The organism is Gracilibacillus sp. YIM 98692, from assembly GCF_010993965.1.
Classification (GTDB): domain Bacteria; phylum Bacillota; class Bacilli; order Bacillales; family Amphibacillaceae; genus Gracilibacillus.
Window position 1 is genome coordinate 1 of the sequence record NZ_WIXM01000024.1, and the last position, 16,925, is coordinate 16,925.

General features: G+C 36.0%; 13 protein-coding genes. 4 read left to right on the plus strand and 9 right to left on the minus strand.

Features of this window, described 5'->3' with window-relative positions; translation table 11 throughout:
• Nucleotides 1-186 precede the first annotated feature (186 nt).
• From GHD00_RS15890 to GHD00_RS15900, 3 genes are all read right to left on the minus strand, one after another.
• Nucleotides 187-585, minus strand: a complete 399-nt coding sequence (locus tag GHD00_RS15890; protein WP_163539143.1) for a hypothetical protein — start codon at nt 583-585, stop codon at nt 187-189.
• Nucleotides 586-854: 269 nt separating this feature from the next.
• Nucleotides 855-2,075: an NAD-dependent epimerase/dehydratase family protein gene (locus GHD00_RS15895; protein WP_163539191.1), complete on the minus strand. Its 1,221-nt coding sequence runs from the start codon at nt 2,073-2,075 to the stop codon at nt 855-857.
• Nucleotides 2,076-2,386: 311 nt separating this feature from the next.
• Nucleotides 2,387-3,322: a hemolysin family protein gene (locus GHD00_RS15900; RefSeq protein WP_163539144.1), complete on the minus strand. Its 936-nt coding sequence runs from the start codon at nt 3,320-3,322 to the stop codon at nt 2,387-2,389.
• Between the two features lie 719 nt (nt 3,323-4,041).
• On the opposite strand from GHD00_RS15900, the gene GHD00_RS15905 reads away from it, so the two are divergent.
• The 4 genes from GHD00_RS15905 to GHD00_RS15920 are packed head-to-tail and all read left to right on the plus strand — an operon-like array spanning nt 4,042 to nt 7,526.
• A complete protein-coding gene (locus GHD00_RS15905; protein ID WP_163539145.1) occupies nt 4,042-4,992 on the plus strand; it encodes a metal ABC transporter solute-binding protein, Zn/Mn family in 951 nt (316 codons plus the stop codon).
• A gap of 1 nt (nt 4,993) precedes the next feature.
• The gene (locus tag GHD00_RS15910) at nt 4,994-5,758 is read left to right on the plus strand and encodes a metal ABC transporter ATP-binding protein (protein ID WP_163539146.1); all 765 of its coding nucleotides are present in this window, start codon (nt 4,994-4,996) and stop codon (nt 5,756-5,758) included.
• Nucleotides 5,733-6,656 (plus strand): metal ABC transporter permease, encoded by a 924-nt coding sequence (locus GHD00_RS15915; protein WP_163539147.1) that lies wholly within the window; start codon nt 5,733-5,735, stop codon nt 6,654-6,656. Before GHD00_RS15910 ends, GHD00_RS15915 begins: the two co-directional genes overlap by 26 nt.
• On the plus strand, nt 6,657-7,526 hold the full coding sequence (locus GHD00_RS15920; RefSeq protein WP_163539148.1) for a metal ABC transporter permease: 870 nt from the start codon (nt 6,657-6,659) through the stop codon (nt 7,524-7,526).
• Nucleotides 7,527-7,688: 162 nt separating this feature from the next.
• Here GHD00_RS15920 and ftsZ read toward each other — a convergent pair whose 3' ends face one another.
• The 6 genes from ftsZ to GHD00_RS15950 form a co-directional block, all read right to left on the minus strand.
• Nucleotides 7,689-8,645 (minus strand): cell division protein FtsZ, encoded by a 957-nt coding sequence (gene ftsZ / locus GHD00_RS15925; RefSeq protein WP_163539149.1) that lies wholly within the window; start codon nt 8,643-8,645, stop codon nt 7,689-7,691.
• Nucleotides 8,646-8,682: 37 nt separating this feature from the next.
• Complete coding sequence (locus GHD00_RS15930) at nt 8,683-10,818, minus strand: tetratricopeptide repeat protein (protein WP_163539150.1); 2,136 nt, start codon at nt 10,816-10,818, stop codon at nt 8,683-8,685.
• Between the two features lie 654 nt (nt 10,819-11,472).
• Nucleotides 11,473-13,011 (minus strand): galactarate dehydratase, encoded by a 1,539-nt coding sequence (gene garD / locus GHD00_RS15935; protein ID WP_163539151.1) that lies wholly within the window; start codon nt 13,009-13,011, stop codon nt 11,473-11,475.
• A 276-nt stretch (nt 13,012-13,287) separates the two neighbouring features.
• Nucleotides 13,288-14,751, minus strand: coding sequence for an alpha-ketoglutaric semialdehyde dehydrogenase GucD (gene gucD / locus GHD00_RS15940; RefSeq protein WP_163539152.1), 1,464 nt, complete (start codon nt 14,749-14,751; stop codon nt 13,288-13,290).
• A gap of 39 nt (nt 14,752-14,790) precedes the next feature.
• Nucleotides 14,791-15,720: a 5-dehydro-4-deoxyglucarate dehydratase gene (gene kdgD / locus GHD00_RS15945; RefSeq protein WP_163539153.1), complete on the minus strand. Its 930-nt coding sequence runs from the start codon at nt 15,718-15,720 to the stop codon at nt 14,791-14,793.
• Nucleotides 15,721-15,748: 28 nt separating this feature from the next.
• Complete coding sequence (locus tag GHD00_RS15950; protein WP_163539154.1) at nt 15,749-16,453, minus strand: FadR/GntR family transcriptional regulator; 705 nt, start codon at nt 16,451-16,453, stop codon at nt 15,749-15,751.
• Nucleotides 16,454-16,925 lie beyond the last annotated feature (472 nt).

Genomic DNA, 16,925 nt, shown 5'->3' on the forward strand with positions numbered 1-16,925 from the left:
TATTCAAAGAAAAAACTGTTCAAAATTAATGAGCAAAAAGTGTTCAATTTAACTTGACGGTTACAGTATGTAACCTTTAGTTATTTTTGGAATTTGCAAATCCCTTAATTAGTTAACCAATGTAATCTAATATCATTTACTAACACTTATCTTATACTTTCCCTATACGAAATCCAATATCACTACTTAATCCTCATTAATTAATTTTCCATGGACAAATACTATCCATACAAAAATAACAAAACAAACAAGCAAAATTGAACCACTGGCGATAAAAAACACTGTTGAAAAAGCTTGTGATAAGTTAAACGGAGACATATAATATAGCCACATCCCTATTGGTAAACCAGTTGAGCCTATCATTGCTGTTATGACATGGAGCTTCGATAACATTGACTTTTTGGGTATTGGGAAAATTTTATAAAAAACAGCAAATGCAAATAAAGAAAGCCAACCTACTACTAGAATATGAGCGTGAACCGCTCTAAAAGATAGAGAGCCTCTACCAGCCATATCCGAACCAATAAACGCACCTATCAACGCAAAAATTGCTGCTGCTTTTATTAACAGACGTGTTCTATCCATGTACTTTTCCTCCATCTTTTTATAGATTTTTAGATTTAGAAATTGTTTCAGTTATATATATTATCCGGCGAGAATTTTTCTAAATCATAAATTTTTATGCTAAAATTGATACCCAAATATTTGACCTTATGCGGAATACAATATATAAAAGACTCTACTCCCTAGGAAGTAAAGCCTGTTACTGAGTAATTTTTCATGTAATTTAGTTAATTTTTGTCTAAATTTATATAGTAGATTATCGAAACAGGAATGATTGATTAATTAATTTGCTAATTGAGAACTCCTGACTCTGGAATACCCGGTTGTTGCTGTTTAGTCCATGTACTTTTAGCAGGGATTTTCGAATAATCTGCCCGGTATGCATATTTTTCGGCAACCTTCGTTACCTCTTGCAACAATCCTGTATTTAACGTAATTGGCTCTAACCCTTTTGATAAGAAAAGGCTATTTTCCACGTGTAGTTCATTTTCAGCAGCTTCTTTACGAGGATTTGATACATAAGCAATTTCTCCCCCTGTAATTTTACTAACAAGCTTAGCCAAATCATTTACACGATGCGTTTCTGTCATTTGATTAAAAATCATAACGCGCTCTTCACGTGCCGGTGGATTTTCAATTGCCAATTGAATACATCGAACTGTATCCTGAATATGGATAAATGCACGTGTCTGACCACCTGTTCCATGAACGGTGATTGGATAACCCACAGCCGCTTGCATTAAGAATCGATTTAATACCGTTCCATAATCTCCATCATAATCAAAGCGATTAATCAATCTTTCATCAAGACTTGTTTCTTTTGTATTAGTTCCCCAAACAATCCCCTGATGAAGATCAGTAATTCTAATATTATCGTTTTTATTATAGAAATGGAATAATAATTGATCCTGGGTCTTTGTCATATGATAAATAGAACCTGGGTTCGTTGGATATAGGATTTGCTGGTTCAATCGTTCCCCGGTCTCTGACTTAACTTCTATATCAAGATAACCTTCGGGAATTTTCATCCCTGCAGTACCATATCCATAAACACCCATTGTACCTAGATGAACAAGGTGAATATCAAGACCTGACTCAACTATCGCGCATAATACATTATGTGTAGTATTTAGATTGTTATTAACAGTATAGCACTTATGTTTTGGCGATTTCATCGAATATGGTGCAGAACGTTGCTCAGCAAAGTGAACAATTACATCCGGTTTCTCATCATTCATTACTTTCAATAATTCACTATAGTCATTGGCAATGTCAATATTATAAAATCCAATCTTATTTCCTGAAACCTCCTCCCAAACTTTTAACCTAGTACCCATTGGTTGAATTGGAGTTAGGGATTCTGCTTCTAGTTCATTGTCAATATTTCTTCGAGATAAATTATCAATAATCACAACCTCATGGCCTAAATTAGATAAATGAAGACTAGTCGGCCAACCACAAAATCCATCCCCGCCAAGTATAACAATCTTTTTATTTAAACCCGTATCCATGCTCTCAAAACTCAAATTTATCACCCTTTGTCTTTTATTTAATGTTAAAAATATATGATATATATATTATAAAGTACAGCTTATCCTAAGGACATAGTATAACTTGCATAATAATGAAAATACAATACAATTATAGAGTAATTCCATAAGAAATCAAAAAAGTAAGACTGTCATTTAACTTGACAGTCCTACATGTTTTATAACTATTCAAAATTTCCTTCGCTTGGTATGAACTATTTACAGTTAACTTTTTCTAATAATTTGCTTAGTGGACTCATCACAATTTTTTAAATACTAAAACTGGTTTCACTTCATAAACCAGATGTTCCTCCGAATTCATCCAATACGATTGCCATATGCACTTTTTCTTTTTGTAATTTCGGAAGAAGGGTGGAAATCTTCATTGATTCAACAACAAAGAGTGGATCTCTTATCAACTCGCTAATTTCGACATCTTTGTACTTAATCAAATGGGTAAAAAATTCTTTTTCTGATAAAATCCCAACAATATTATCAATACTGTCACGATATACAGGAATTCTTGAAAACCGTTCTTCAAAGAATATATTTTTTATTTCTTCAATGGATTGATTTATATCAATTGCAACCATATCGGTACGATGTGTTAGAATTTCACCTGCTAACTTATCATCAAAATCCATGGAACGATGAATAAGTTCCCTTTCTTCTTTATCAATAACCCCTTCTTCTTCACTTATGTCTAATATTACTTTAATTTCCTCTTCTGTTACGGAAGGTAAGTCACTCCCCTTTTCAAAGAGATTAGACACTGCTTTCTTTAATTTTACAAAAAAGAAATTGACTGGTGTTAGTAATTTTATTAATAGGTATAAAATAGTTGAAATAGCTAATGAATAGGTTTCTGCGTGTTCCTTTGCCAAAGATTTAGGAAGGATTTCACCAAAGATCAAAACCAATATAGTCATTACTACAGTGCTTATTACTAAACCAGTATTTCCACCAAACAATTCAGTTGCTACTGTGGCTGAAATACTTGCAGCTGCTATATTAACAATGTTATTTCCTACTAATATTGTAGACAACGTGTTATCAAAATTTTCAGCAAGATATAAAGCCTTTTTGCTCCCTCGTCTACCTTCATCAATAAAATTCTTTAATCTAATTTTATTGACACTTGAGAAAGCTGTCTCAGCAGATGAAAAAAATGCTGACATCAAAATTAACGCAGCTAACAAAATTATTGAATTCAGAGGTATATCATCCAAAAATTTCACACTCCTGTAATATGTTCATTTATATTATTTTCAATTAATCATAATACCAATAAAACAATAGTCGAGTTTATTATTAAGCGTTTACACCATCACGTTTACTTTTAACTTGAACATTTTATACAACTTTCGAATTCTATCATCTCAAACTGTACAGTTAAGCGTTATACTTTAAAGTTATCTTTATTTATCAAATACAAACCATTAGTCCGATAGAAAATATTAATCACTTGAATATTCAACTAGAATCCGTAAGACCTTTTGCACCAATCTATTTCAACTCTATTAAAGCAATTCATTCAAGTTTAGCAAAGATCTTTTTTAAAAGTTTTACAGATTAATATGTAAAAGAGCTTTTCATACAATGGATTTTTTTGGAGTTATTTACCAAACATCTAAAAGGATTCCTAAGGATTTGAGTAAGTTAATCCGTTTTTAGATAACCTTTATTGTATATATCCCCAAAGATATTTTAAAAAATCAAAAAAATCATTGACAATTATCCTCAATTAGCATATTGTTTCCTTAGAGAAACTTTTATTACCTTTTCTAATATAGTTGTCCGTAGGTAAAGGTGTTGGTGCTTTAAAAATTATAAAAATCTAGCTCTGAAAAATTCAGTGTAGAAAAAATCAAGAGGCTTTAGTGTAAGTGCAACTAAACGCATCTTCGCCTTAAGGCATGCATCAAAATGAAAAATGGAGGGAATACACATGTTAAAGAAAAAAAACTGGATTTATGGGATAGTTGTTGCTTGTACTCTTTTAGTAGGCGCAGGTTGCAGTGAAAGTGAGACGACTAATAATGAACAAGAAGAAACGGAGAATATTAAAGTTGTTACAACCATAGCTCAAATTGGAGAACCTTTATCCGTTATCGGAGGAGATCTTATTGAAGTGGAAAGCATAATGGGACCTTCTGTGGATCCCCATTTATATAACCCAACTCAAAGTGATATCACAACAATTGAAAAGGCTGATCTTATCTTTTACAACGGGCTTGATTTAGAGGTGAATATGGTTGAGATTTTTGATGAGATCGCTGAAACAAAGCCCGTTCTTGCTATTGGTGATACGTTATCTGAGGATCAATTATTAGAGGAGGAATCAGGTGTTGTTGATCCTCACATTTGGTTTGATATTGAGCTGTGGCAACAAGCACTGGAAGCTGCAGTGGAAGAATTAAAAGAATATTCACCTGATAACGCAGAGCTTTTAGAAAAGAATAAACAGGATTACTTTGCTGAATTAGATGAGTTAAATACAATGGCAGTTGAAAAGCTAGCTACTATTCCAGAAGAACAAAGAACCCTTGTTACTGCACATGATGCCTTCGGCTACTTCGGAAACAAGTTTTCAATGCAAGTTATTGGTCTTCAAGGATTGAGTACAGAAGATGAGATAGGTGTCTCCGATATCAATGAAACAATTGCTATTATTAAAGAATATCAAATACCTGCAATTTTTGTAGAGTCCAGCATCGACGATCGTAGTATTCAATCTGTCATTGAAGGTGCAGCCAGTGAAGGTGTTCAGGTAGAACTCGGAGGGGAACTTTTCTCTGATGCTATGGGAGAAGCAGGTACAGAGGAGGGTACGTATATTGGGATGTATCGACATAATGTTGAAACCATCTTTAGCGCGCTAAGCAAAGGAGGGGAGTAATATGAAACAGACAGTTCTTCAAGTTGATAATTTAGCTGCTTCCTACCGAAAAAATACGGTACTGTTCGATGTAAACTTTCAAGTACCCGCTGGTTCGTTAACTGGAATTGTCGGTCCAAATGGAGCTGGAAAATCAACTCTTTTAAAAACAATGTTAAATCTGCATCCAGTTTTGTCAGGAACTGTTACTTACTTTGGAAATCCATTATCAAAAGTCAAAAATAGAATTGGATATGTCCCGCAACGTGGTTCAGTTGATTGGGACTTTCCAACCGATGCATTAGATGTCGTAATAATGGGATTGTACAGAGAGATCGGATGGCTAAAATGGCCATCACGTTCTCACAAGAAAAAAGCATATGAATCTCTCGAAAAAATGGGAATGACCGCCTATGCAAATCGACAAATTAGTCAACTCTCTGGAGGTCAACAACAACGTGTTTTTTTGGCTCGCGCCTTAGTTCAAGATGCTGACCTCTATTTCATGGATGAACCTCTCGCCGGTGTCGATGCCGCAACTGAACGGGCAATTATGACTACATTAAAAGAATTAAATTCATTAGGCAAAACGGTGATGGTCGTTCACCATGACTTACAAACTGTTGAAGACTATTTTGATCATGTCCTTTTATTAAACCAAACGGTTATTGACTATGGAAAAACAAACCAATCGTTTACACAAGAAAACATTGCCAAAGCGTATGGAGAAACTATGCGTTTACTGGAGAGGGGGCAAAACCATGTGGGCCATACTCTCAAGCAGTAATACGCAATGGGTTTTAATTAGTACAACGATCCTTGGCATTGCAGCTGGGGCCATTGGATGTATCTCTTATTGGCGGAAACAAAGCTTGATGAGTGATGCATTGGCTCACGCTGCCTTACCTGGAGTCGTGATAGCATTTCTTCTAACCGGTTATAAAAATTTATTTATTTTAATTATAGGAGCTGCAATTAGTGCGTTAATTGGCGCTTTCTTTATTCAGTGGATCCAGTCGTCTACTAGGGTCACAGAGGATACAGCAATGGGTATGATCCTCTCTATCTTTTTTGGCCTTGGAATAATGCTTCTTTCTATCATCAATCGAACAGCAGGGGGAAATCAAAGCGGCCTCGACAGCTTTATTTTCGGTCAGGCAGCAGCCATGGTTCGATCTGATGTGAACACGATGCTAGTTCTAGCTTCATTCGTCATTTTAGTCATCGTTATTGGGTTTAAAGAATGGAAAATGTACCTGTTTGATCCTTCATTTGCACAAGGTTTAGGTTTGTCCCTCACATGGATGAACGTGCTTTATACATTCGTTCTTGTTACAACGATTGTCATTGGAATTCAAGCCGTTGGTGTTATTTTAATTGCAGCGTTACTCATCATACCTTCGGTGAGTGCGCGTTACTGGACCCAGTCGTTTAAGTGGATGCTCGTCCTCTCGGCACTGTTCGGAGGGATAGCCGGAGCTGTAGGAACAGCGATTAGTGCATTGGGAAAAGGGTGGCCTACTGGACCATTTATTGTCGTTGTCGCAGCATCCTTTTTTGTGATATCTCTTGTATTTGGAAAAGAAAAAGGACTTCTTATCAACCATCTGCAGTATAAAAATCATCAAAAGCATGTGAATGCACAACAACTACACACTCGTATTTATGAAAAAGGAGTGGATTAAATGATTTATACAGGATGGATTATTTTGACCGCTTCATTAGTAGGATTATCCTGTGGACTCATAGGTGTGTTCTTAATCCTGCGAAAAATGGCGATGATGTCAGATGCCATCAGCCATACCGTTCTATTAGGTATTGTTATTGCATTTCTTATCACACATGAGTTAAATGGACCTCACATGCTTATAGGGGCGATCATCGCTGGTTTGCTCACTGCTTTTCTTGTGCAGTGGCTCAATTCCCTTGATATTGAACTTCATGCTTCAATGGGAATTGTTTTTACGACGCTATTTGCCATCGGTGTCATCCTAATCGCAACATCCGTTGGAAATGCTCACTTAGATGTCAAACACGCATTAATGGGGGAAATTACCTTTATCCCTTTTAATACAATAACACTCCCTGTGATTGGGGAGATGCCTAAAACAACAGCAATGCTGGCACTTGTGTTATTCATTGTTATTATATTTATCGTCGGTTTTTACAAGGAATGGAAAATCACTTCATTTGATCCTGCCTTAGCAGCAAGTTTAGGTTTACCAGTGATCCTCATGCATTATGTATTTATGAGCCTAGTTTCGATAACAACTGTTGCTTCGTTTGACGCAGTCGGTGCTATTATGGTTGTGGCGATGCTAATTACACCAGCAGCTTCTGCTTACCTTTGGACAGATAAGCTAGCTGTTATGCTTATTCTAAGTGGTTCATTTGGAGTTATTTCAGCAGTTGTTGGCTATTTTTTAGCGGCTTGGATCGATACGTCTATTTCTGGTTCAATGGCCTTCGCTACTGGACTCGTTTTCTTAGTAAGCTTTTGCTTTTCTCCAAAACATGGATTAATTTCAAAGTATATTCGGCCAGCCACTCTATAAGGAACCTTATTCTAGGTTCCTTATTATAAATTCTAGACAAAATGCAACCAGTCGCTTAATGACATAAAAAAGAGATGAATATATAGAGGAGAATAGCGCCCTAGCTATAATTCATCTCAATTCCTTACAATTCTTTTTTTATACATGCTTATGTATTAGACACTATTGCTTCGTAAACCCAGTTGCAATCACTGTCACGATAATTTCTTCTTTTAAGTTTTCATTTATTACGGACCCAAAGATCATGTTTAAATCATCATGAGTTGTCGAGGCTATAATGTCTGCTGCTTCCTGCACTTCATAAAGGCTTAAATTATGTCCACCAGTAATGTTCATGATTACCCCTCTTGCACCGCTAATTGATGTCTCTAGTAAGGGACTGTTGATCGCTTTTTGTGCAGCTTCCATTGCACGAGTTTCCCCAGTAGCTATACCAATCCCCATTAACGCTGTTCCTTTATGTGACATCACTGTTTTGACATCAGCAAAATCAAGATTAATTAAACCTGGAATTGCAATTAAATCAGATATGCCTTGCACACCTCTTTGAAGAACATTATCTGCTTCCTTAAATGCTTCAATCATCGGTGTTTTTTTACTAACAATTTCAATTAAACGTTCATTCGGAATGATTATTAATGTGTTTGCCGCCTCTCTCATTGCGTCAATCCCATTCTTTGCGTTTACTGCTCTTTTGTTTCCTTCAAATTTGAATGGGCGTGTGACGACCCCTATCGTCAGTGCACCTAAATCTCTTGCAATTTCAGCGATCGCAGGGGCTGCCCCCGTTCCGGTACCACCACCCATACCTGCAGTTATAAATACCATATCTGCACCTTCTAATACTTCTTCGATTTCGTTTCTGCTTTCTACTACTGCTTTTTTACCAATTTCTGGACTTGCACCTGCACCAAGTCCTCTTGTTAAAGATGCACCAATTTGTATAGTAAATTCCGCATTTGATTGATTAAGAGCTTGTCCATCAGTGTTCACTGCAATAAACTCCACACCTTCCACTCCCGTTTCAATCATTCGGTTCACTGCATTATTTCCACCGCCACCTACACCGATGACCTTTATTTTAGCGAATTGATCAATATTTGTATCTAACCCAAACATGTGTATCCTCCTTACTTCTATATGATTCCTGCTTGTACTACACTTTTGGGACAGTATTCTTCTCAGCAGGCAACATCAATTCATATTGTCGTGTTCTTATTTCAAAAAGGATTAATGGATCAAAATAGACTTCCGGATTTGTCTTCAGTATGTTTAACGATTCTTTATCCGTTTCAATCATTTGTTCACAATCTAGGATTGCTTCTTTTAAAACGTTAAATGGTTCTCTGAAAAACATGTTAACCTCACGTGTTATTGATTTCTCAAATAATTCAAACGGCATCATAAACTGGCTGCTTATTGAGGCAACGACTTCATCATAGTTTCCCTTCTCTATGAACCTTCGATAAAGTTTGTAAAGATTTACTTTATTTGTTCGTAGGTACCCTATAAGTTTCCCGGAATTTTTTAATAGCAAAACGGTTGGATTAAACCCTGTAAGTATCGAGACACTATCGATTTCAACGACGTTCGTCATTCGATCTGCGTCACGGATCCAGTCGTTTAAAACTTGAAAATCACAAGTTAATGTCAATTTATTTTCTTCATTTAAAGTATTAAAACCTTCAAACAATTCGTCTAAATAGGTTTGGCTTTCTGTAAATTCTTGTTCTGCAACCTTTACCCACTCATGAATCTCTTTAGAAAACTTCGGTAATATGGTTTGTTGAATATAAGATCGAACCACTTCGTTCATCTCTTTATTTAACACTTTATGTATGTTTCCTAAATTACTATTTTCATCAATCACATTGGAACATTCTCTTAAAAGAGTCGGAATCACCTCATTTAAGTTCTCTTTCATCTCATCTCTGATGATAAAAAAAGAGGTTGTAAGAGACTCCGATATTTCATTCTCTATATCATGTAACTGATGAACCGCACCGTTTAGTTTAGAAGTAATTTCTTCATTCAATGCAATTGAATTTACTAATCTATTTTCCAATTCTACTCTCTTGCTATAAAGATGTTCTAGTGATTGTCGAATATAATACAATAATTTTTCAGAGTTTTCTTCCCGATGATCGCCTCTTGTTAATAAAGATGTAGCAAACTCTGTTAAATCATCAAGCGGTTTGCTATCTTCTTCATCTAACCCATTCCTATTTGTCCACTTAGCAATTGATTCAAATAAATCCAGACTTTCACCTAAAACATTATATACATTTTCGGAATAGTAAAAGATCTCTTCAGCTTCATTAACGACAGATGAATCTATACTTGAAGGGAAAAATTCACTCCACGAGATCACTGCTGCAGATACTACGACAGAATCAGAAGTGTCTTTTACTTCCATCCAATGTAATAATAGAGTTGGAACAATATCTGAAAGTTGTTTTATAGAATAATTTTTCCTAAACAATTCTGTGTATGTCCACTGAAAAAGGTTTGATAGTTCTCCGCAACTTTTAAAATCGGAAGTGTCTACCTGTTGGAAATGGTCATTAAAAACTTTCACCCACGAAAGATACTGTTGGTCTGGCTTATAAGTTTTCCATAGTGATTTAGATAGATCAACAAACAATAATTGATCAATAGAATATAAAGCTTGTAATATTTTAGTGAAATAATCCGGTGCAATTCTTTTTGCATTTCCTTCATCAATATAGATTTTTAATCGTTCGTACCATTCAATCGAGTTTGTCCGAAGGGCCTCATTAACTGCGAGATCAATAGCATTCTCCCAATCTTGGTATCTTTCAAAGAAAGAGCAAGCAATGGTTGTTACATTTGGATGGTCCGGGTTAAGCGAAATTACATTCTTAACTACTTTCGTTGCCATATCTAAGTAACCCTTCTCAACATATATGTAAAATAAATTTAACTCAACCTCTGTATTTAATATTAAGTTATCTGAATGAATCGACTTGTAAATATTCTCTGCGTACACTAATTGACCAAGTTCATAGTAAGCATCAGCCTTATTTTTCTCAGCCCATTGTTCAAGTTCACCGTAAATATTCTCCCATTTAAAAATGGCCGCCTCAAAATCTTTATAATGAAAATACAATTCACCTTGCGAAAAACGAAGTTCTTCATCAGTAGTTAGTAATTCATCCTTTTGTCCAATCATTTGCATTTCTGCTAGGGCCTTAAGTGGATTATTTGTTGGATTTTCTATTACAAATTGTTTATAGTAAGTCTTTGAATTCAATGCATTCTCTACTGTCATAAGTATCACTCACTTCCCTTATGAGAAAATTTTTAGAGGGCTTATAACATATTTCGTTTGTGCATCTTATTTTATTGCTGTCATCTCTCTTTTTGAATTCAAGACACCTTTTAGTTTAATAAAGAGAGACTTCCATCAGTGGGGATTCTTTTCATCCCCACTGATGATTAGCGAAACTTACCAGGGTGCTAGCGTTCGTTATCCCCCACATATACTTCTTTCATTATTCTAAGTCTGGAATTAGGGGGCTTACGGACGATTGTTCACCGTGATAAATAACGCTCAAAAAGCTTGAATTTATTATTTGAATGAATTTCAAAATTCTTAGCAAGGACTTAAAAATAAAAAAGGAAGTCCCCCCCAAATCTCGTATAATGGTAGTCGACCAACACATCCCATAAAGCCTGGAGGAATACTTCCTATGACCATAACACCAAATATTAATGTTCATTATTTTAATTAAAACTTAACATTTAATGTATATTATATAACAAAAACTGATTCTTCATTTTATTTGTATGCAACCACTAAAAAATAATAAAACGTCTAATTGCTATTTCAATTAGATTGACGCCAACTAGTCTGTTTACTAATAATACTGCTCCAATAATTGCCCGCACAATACGCTAAATCTGTTAAAAGATAATTTTGAAGTCAAGTTATTGGGGCGGGATTGAACAAGCTTAAGTCATTATGAAGTCCCCAATGATCCGCCCACGTTTGCTTACGTCCGCTAGCAACATCTAACATAAAATGAAATATATCCCATCCTACTTCTTCTATGGTGGCCTGACCGGTGGCTATTTGTCCTGCATTAATATCAATTAAATCCATCCACTGCTCCTTAAGCGAATTCCGAGTAGAGACTTTAACTACCGGGGCCATTTGTAAGCCATACGGTGTTCCACGTCCTGTAGTAAAGATTTGCATGTGCATGCCAGAAGCCAACTGCAACGTACCACAAACAAAGTCACTTGCAGGTGTAGCAGCAAATATTAGGCCTTTTTTCTTCACCTTTTCACCAGATGATAACACACCTGAGATTGGGCTTCTTCCAGATTTAGCGATGGAACCAAGTGATTTTTCGACAACATTGACTAATCCGCCTTTTTTATTTCCAGGGGTTGGATTTGCGCTTCGGTCTGCTTCACCTTTTTGCAAATAATCATCATACCATTTCATTTCGTCAATTAAGGCACGACCTACTTCTTCATTAATCGCTCGTGGTGTTAATAGATGAACGCCATCTCGAACTTCTGTTACTTCCGAAAATAAAACTGTTGCACCTGCACGCACTAATAAATCAGCAGCATAACCTACTGCCGGATTGGCAGTTACACCGGAGAATGCATCACTGCCCCCGCATTGCAATCCAATTACTAAATCAGAAACTGGACAAGTAACTCTCTCACGCTCGTTTAGTTTTTGCAAACGTTCTTCTGCCATTTTCATTACCGATTCAACCATTCTGTTAAAACCTTGTTGATCTTGAAGGGAAATAATATTTGCTTCTGGATTATCACCTGGTATTAAACGCTCAGGAAATAATTTCTCACAGCCTAACCCAACCACCATTACTTCTCCACCAAAGTTGGGATGTGTGGCCAGATTTTGAATAGTCCGAATAGGAATATTTGCTTCAGGTGCATTGATTGCTACACCACATCCATAGGTATGATTTAGTGCGACAACATCATCAACATTTGGATACTTCGGTAATATTTCCTGCTTGATTTTATTAACAGTATAATTAAGAACTCCCGCTACACACTGAACGCTCGTTGTAATGCCTAAAATATTTTTTATTCCGGCACTTCCATCTGCATTTCGATAACCTTGAAACGTATAACCTTCAAGAGGTGACTGTTCTGCATTTGACCTTGTTGCAATCGGAAGTTTCTCTAATGCTGGAGGAGTCGGAAGCTGTACATATTTCTCCTTCACCCAGCTTCCTCTTTTTATCGGAACCGCTGCATAGCCGATTACTTCACCGTAACGAATAATCTCCTGACCCTGTTTTAAATCTGCAAGGGTAACTTTATGTCCCCCGGGGATAAACTCCCGCAATTTTAACCCACAAGAAAAAATAGTACCTTCCTTAAGCCCAACGGAATTAACAATCGTCGCAACATTATCCATTTCATTTATTCTTATATAAAGAGGGATTTCGTTTTCCGTTTTTTCTAATGCCATATCATATTTCTCCTTTCTACAAACTAATAAATACTGACATCCTCCCCTATTAAAATAAGGATCTAAAGCTGCTGCAAAGCTTGGATTGATGTCCTTTGGTAGTAGGAAGAAGAATTGCTTATCAGACACAAATTCATTACCGTTTAGTGGAATTCCTTATTCTGTAAATATAAGTATATTTTACGCGTTTTAAAAACTTAGAAGTTGAATATAATTAAACAGCATTGTGTGGAAGATGGAGAGGTAATAAAAACCGATTAGATTGAACAATAGTTTTTATTTTACAAACACTGTTTTAATGGATGTGAAAAACTCAATTGCGGCTTGACCTTGTTCACGGGAATGAGAACTGGATTGTTTCATACCACCAAAGGGTGCTTGCAGCTCAACGCCTGCACTCTCTGCATTAATGCGAACGAGACCAGAGTCCATTTCATTAATAAAGGATAGCATTTGTTGGATATTTGTAGTAAAGATAGAAGCGCTCAATCCAAATTCCGCATCATTAGCTACTTCCAATGCTTCTTCAATGGTATCTACTTTCATAAGTGCAAGAACAGGTCCAAAAATTTCTTCCTGTGCAATTGTCATATCAGTGGTTACATTTTCAAATATGGTTGGTTGGACAAAATAACCTTTATCATACGCTTCACCTGAAAGTCTCTCACCGCCTAAAAGTAGAGATGCACCTTCATCGATGCCTTTTTGTATATAGGAAAGTACTGTGTTTAATTGATTTTCACTTGCACTTGGGCCCATCCAAATACCTTTCTCGAGACCATTTCCAATTGTAATTTCCTTAACTTTAGTGAGAAGCTTCTCCTTAAACGATTCATAAACATCGTTTTGCACAATAACACGGCTAGTGGCTGTACATTTCTGCCCAGTTGATCGTAGTCCACCGCTAATAGTCGCTTCTACAGCAAGGTCAAGATCAGCATCTGCACTTACAATGACAGGGTTTTTTCCACCCATTTCCAATTGGTATTTTCCACCTCGAGCTAGTACTAATTGCCCAATTTGTTTTCCTACACGATTAGAACCTGTAAATGTAATGCCATTTACATCAGGGTGTTCAGCTAACCCCTGACCAATAACAGAACCAGCACCTGTAATCATATTTACCACACCAGATGGAAACCCAGCTTCTGCAAAGCATTCAAATACCTTTGCACAAGTTACGGCTGTTTCTGTGGCAGGTTTTAGAACAACGGTGTTTCCATAAATTAATGCAGGTGCAGCTTTCCAAATTGGAATGGCAACAGGAAAGTTCCAAGGAGTAATGACACCAACAACACCTAATGGCGCTCGAGTAGTAAACATTAAGGCATCTTTGTCTGTTGAAGGAATCACATCTCCTACTTTTCGTAGTCCTTCACCAGCATAATATCGAAGAATAGCTACTCCACGAGCTGTTTCGCCTTTCGCTTCCGGAAGTGTTTTTCCCATTTCTCTCGTCATTGTTTCGGCAATTTCGTCGATCCGACTCTCAAGAATATCTGCTGCTTTATAGAGGAATTTTCCTCTTGCATCTCCAGATAATTTCTTCCATTTTTTTTGAGCTAACTTCGCTACAGCTACTGCTTCGTTTAGATCTCCTGTTGTTGACTTTTGCACATGACCAATGACATCTTCAATATTGGCAGGATTCTTATTTTCAATCACTTCGTCTGCATTAGATTCCACCCACTTGCCATTAATATAGTTCAAATATAGATTTTTTTTGGTTTGTAATTCCATTGTTCACACTCCTAACGTCACTAAATTTGTTCTATCTTTTTAAAGTGATACTTTATGATCTGCTGGATATTTTTCTAAAGCTTGCTTTAACACCTTTTCCAGTTCCTTATAGTGCTCCTGTTCAACTGGAACAATCGGTGGCCTAACCGCTGTACTTACTGGTAACCCCATAATTTCCATACCTGCCTTAATTAACGAAACAGCGTACCCTTTACGCTTTTTTCGTATACCGTTTATAGGTAAAATAACATCTTCGTAAATATCGCGTACGAGTTGTTTATCCTTATTTAATAGTGCTTGATAGAACATTCTAGAAATATGAGGAATATAGTTTGATATGGCTGATGAATAAGAATCAAAACCTAATGGTAAGTATGCCGGCATGGTTACTTCAGCCATAGGCATACCATTTAGCCAACCTAAACGATCTCCAATCGTTTGCGTCAATTCAATGTTTAAATCCATATTACCAATTCCATCTTTCACACCTACTACTTGCGGGAATTCCATAAGCTTCATTAAAGCATCTAATTGTAAGACAGCATTTGCTCTTTGGTATAAAATAGCATTCAAATCAGTGCTTTGAATAATTGACTTGTAGTATTCACATAGACCTTTTTGCTCTCCTTCAATTAAATACGGTGGTAAGATTAAATAACCATCTGCACCTAATTTCTCTGAAATATAAGCCTTCTCAATGGCATCAGCTGAATTTCCACCCACTCCTGTATATACAGGGACATTGTCAGCTGCTACAGAAACGGCGATTTCCAACATTTTTTCATATTCTTTTGAGCTAATCGCATGAAATTCGCCTGAGCCACAAGCAATAAAAATGGCCTCTAACCCGTTGTCTACTAAAAATTCAATATTACTTATTAGGCTGTTTTCACAAATTTTCCCATCTTCCTTAAATGGTGTAACAGGGAATCCTAGAATACCTGTGGGTGCTTTTCTTTGATTTGACATTTTTTCAACCCTTTCACTTTGGAATTTTTTATTTATTATAAAGACTTGCAATAAGTCTTTTCCTCGCGTGATCTAGGTGTCGGTACATGGATAAATAGGACTCGATTGGATCTCTGCTTTCTAAGGCATCATAAATTTGTTTATGCTGCTTCACAGTAAAGTTCTTATCTTTATCCTCACTTGGAATAATTCTAAACATTTCATCAAACATATTGAGTAATGGATCGATAATTCCTTCAGTTATGGAATTACAGGCACTATAAGCGATAATCTGATGGAACTCTTTATCTATTTCTCTATGATCTCCCTGTAGATTTTCCATTAGCTCAATATTTTCCCGTAACCTCTGCAAATCGTTATCCGTTATTTTTTCAGCAGCTAATGAAACGAGTCCCAACTCTTGAGACATTCGTGTTTCTGCAATAGCTCTCATATTTCCTGCAGATAATGACAGCATAATTTCATATGGCTTACTCCAAATTTTATTGGTAAAATAAGTTCCTTCCCTAGTTTTCCTACGGACAACTCCAATCGTTTCTAAAGAACTTATAGCTTCTCTCAATACCGGTCTGCTTACTTGGAACTTATCCAGCAGATCCATTTCTGGAGGAAGTTTGTCTCCTGGTTTTAGTTGACCACTTATAAGAAAATGTATAATTTGATCGATTACTTGATTAGATAAAGTATCTCGTTTAACAGATTTTATATCCAAATTATTCGTATCTTTTTGCAAAATAGATCACTTCCTTTCCATTCAGTGAAGTTGTAAATTGGAATCAAAATTTATGAAAGCGTTTTTCTGTTTAATTGTAAGACAAATTAATTATAAGGTCAATAAATATTCAGAATTTTTTGTTATTTTTTTGTCTGACAAATAATTTTTTAGTGGGGAAACTACTACGTTTTCGATGAATAAAGGAACAGATAACCTTAAACATGTTAAAACAACTAGATTTATCACAAATAAATAATTGGATATACTCCCCAATATTAGGAGAAGATCGAGACGGTTCTTCTCCTGCCAAAAAGCCCAAATGAAGCAGGGGACGGTCCCCTGCTTCATTTGGGCTTTTTGCCTCTTTTCTATTAATTTTTGATTCTCTAAAAGGTATCTCTTTTTATTACATTTTTATTCTCATTTTGAAGCCATTTTATTAATTTATGTTCATCTTGTAGATCTTCTTAATTTTATATCTCCACTTAAA

What these genes read in the sequence shown, in the direction of transcription:
- GHD00_RS15890 (WP_163539143.1), bottom strand. Translation starts at nt 585, where the DNA reads ATGGATAGAACACGTCTGTTAATAAAAGCAGCAGCAATTTTTGCGTTG.
- GHD00_RS15895 (WP_163539191.1), bottom strand. Translation starts at nt 2,075, where the DNA reads ATGGATACGGGTTTAAATAAAAAGATTGTTATACTTGGCGGGGATGGA.
- GHD00_RS15905 (WP_163539145.1), top strand. Translation starts at nt 4,042, where the DNA reads ATGTTAAAGAAAAAAAACTGGATTTATGGGATAGTTGTTGCTTGTACT.
- GHD00_RS15910 (WP_163539146.1), top strand. Translation starts at nt 4,994, where the DNA reads ATGAAACAGACAGTTCTTCAAGTTGATAATTTAGCTGCTTCCTACCGA.
- GHD00_RS15915 (WP_163539147.1), top strand. Translation starts at nt 5,733, where the DNA reads ATGTGGGCCATACTCTCAAGCAGTAATACGCAATGGGTTTTAATTAGT.
- GHD00_RS15920 (WP_163539148.1), top strand. Translation starts at nt 6,657, where the DNA reads ATGATTTATACAGGATGGATTATTTTGACCGCTTCATTAGTAGGATTA.
- ftsZ (WP_163539149.1), bottom strand. Translation starts at nt 8,645, where the DNA reads ATGTTTGGGTTAGATACAAATATTGATCAATTCGCTAAAATAAAGGTC.
- GHD00_RS15930 (WP_163539150.1), bottom strand. Translation starts at nt 10,818, where the DNA reads ATGACAGTAGAGAATGCATTGAATTCAAAGACTTACTATAAACAATTT.
- garD (WP_163539151.1), bottom strand. Translation starts at nt 13,011, where the DNA reads ATGGCATTAGAAAAAACGGAAAACGAAATCCCTCTTTATATAAGAATA.
- gucD (WP_163539152.1), bottom strand. Translation starts at nt 14,751, where the DNA reads ATGGAATTACAAACCAAAAAAAATCTATATTTGAACTATATTAATGGC.
- kdgD (WP_163539153.1), bottom strand. Translation starts at nt 15,720, where the DNA reads ATGTCAAATCAAAGAAAAGCACCCACAGGTATTCTAGGATTCCCTGTT.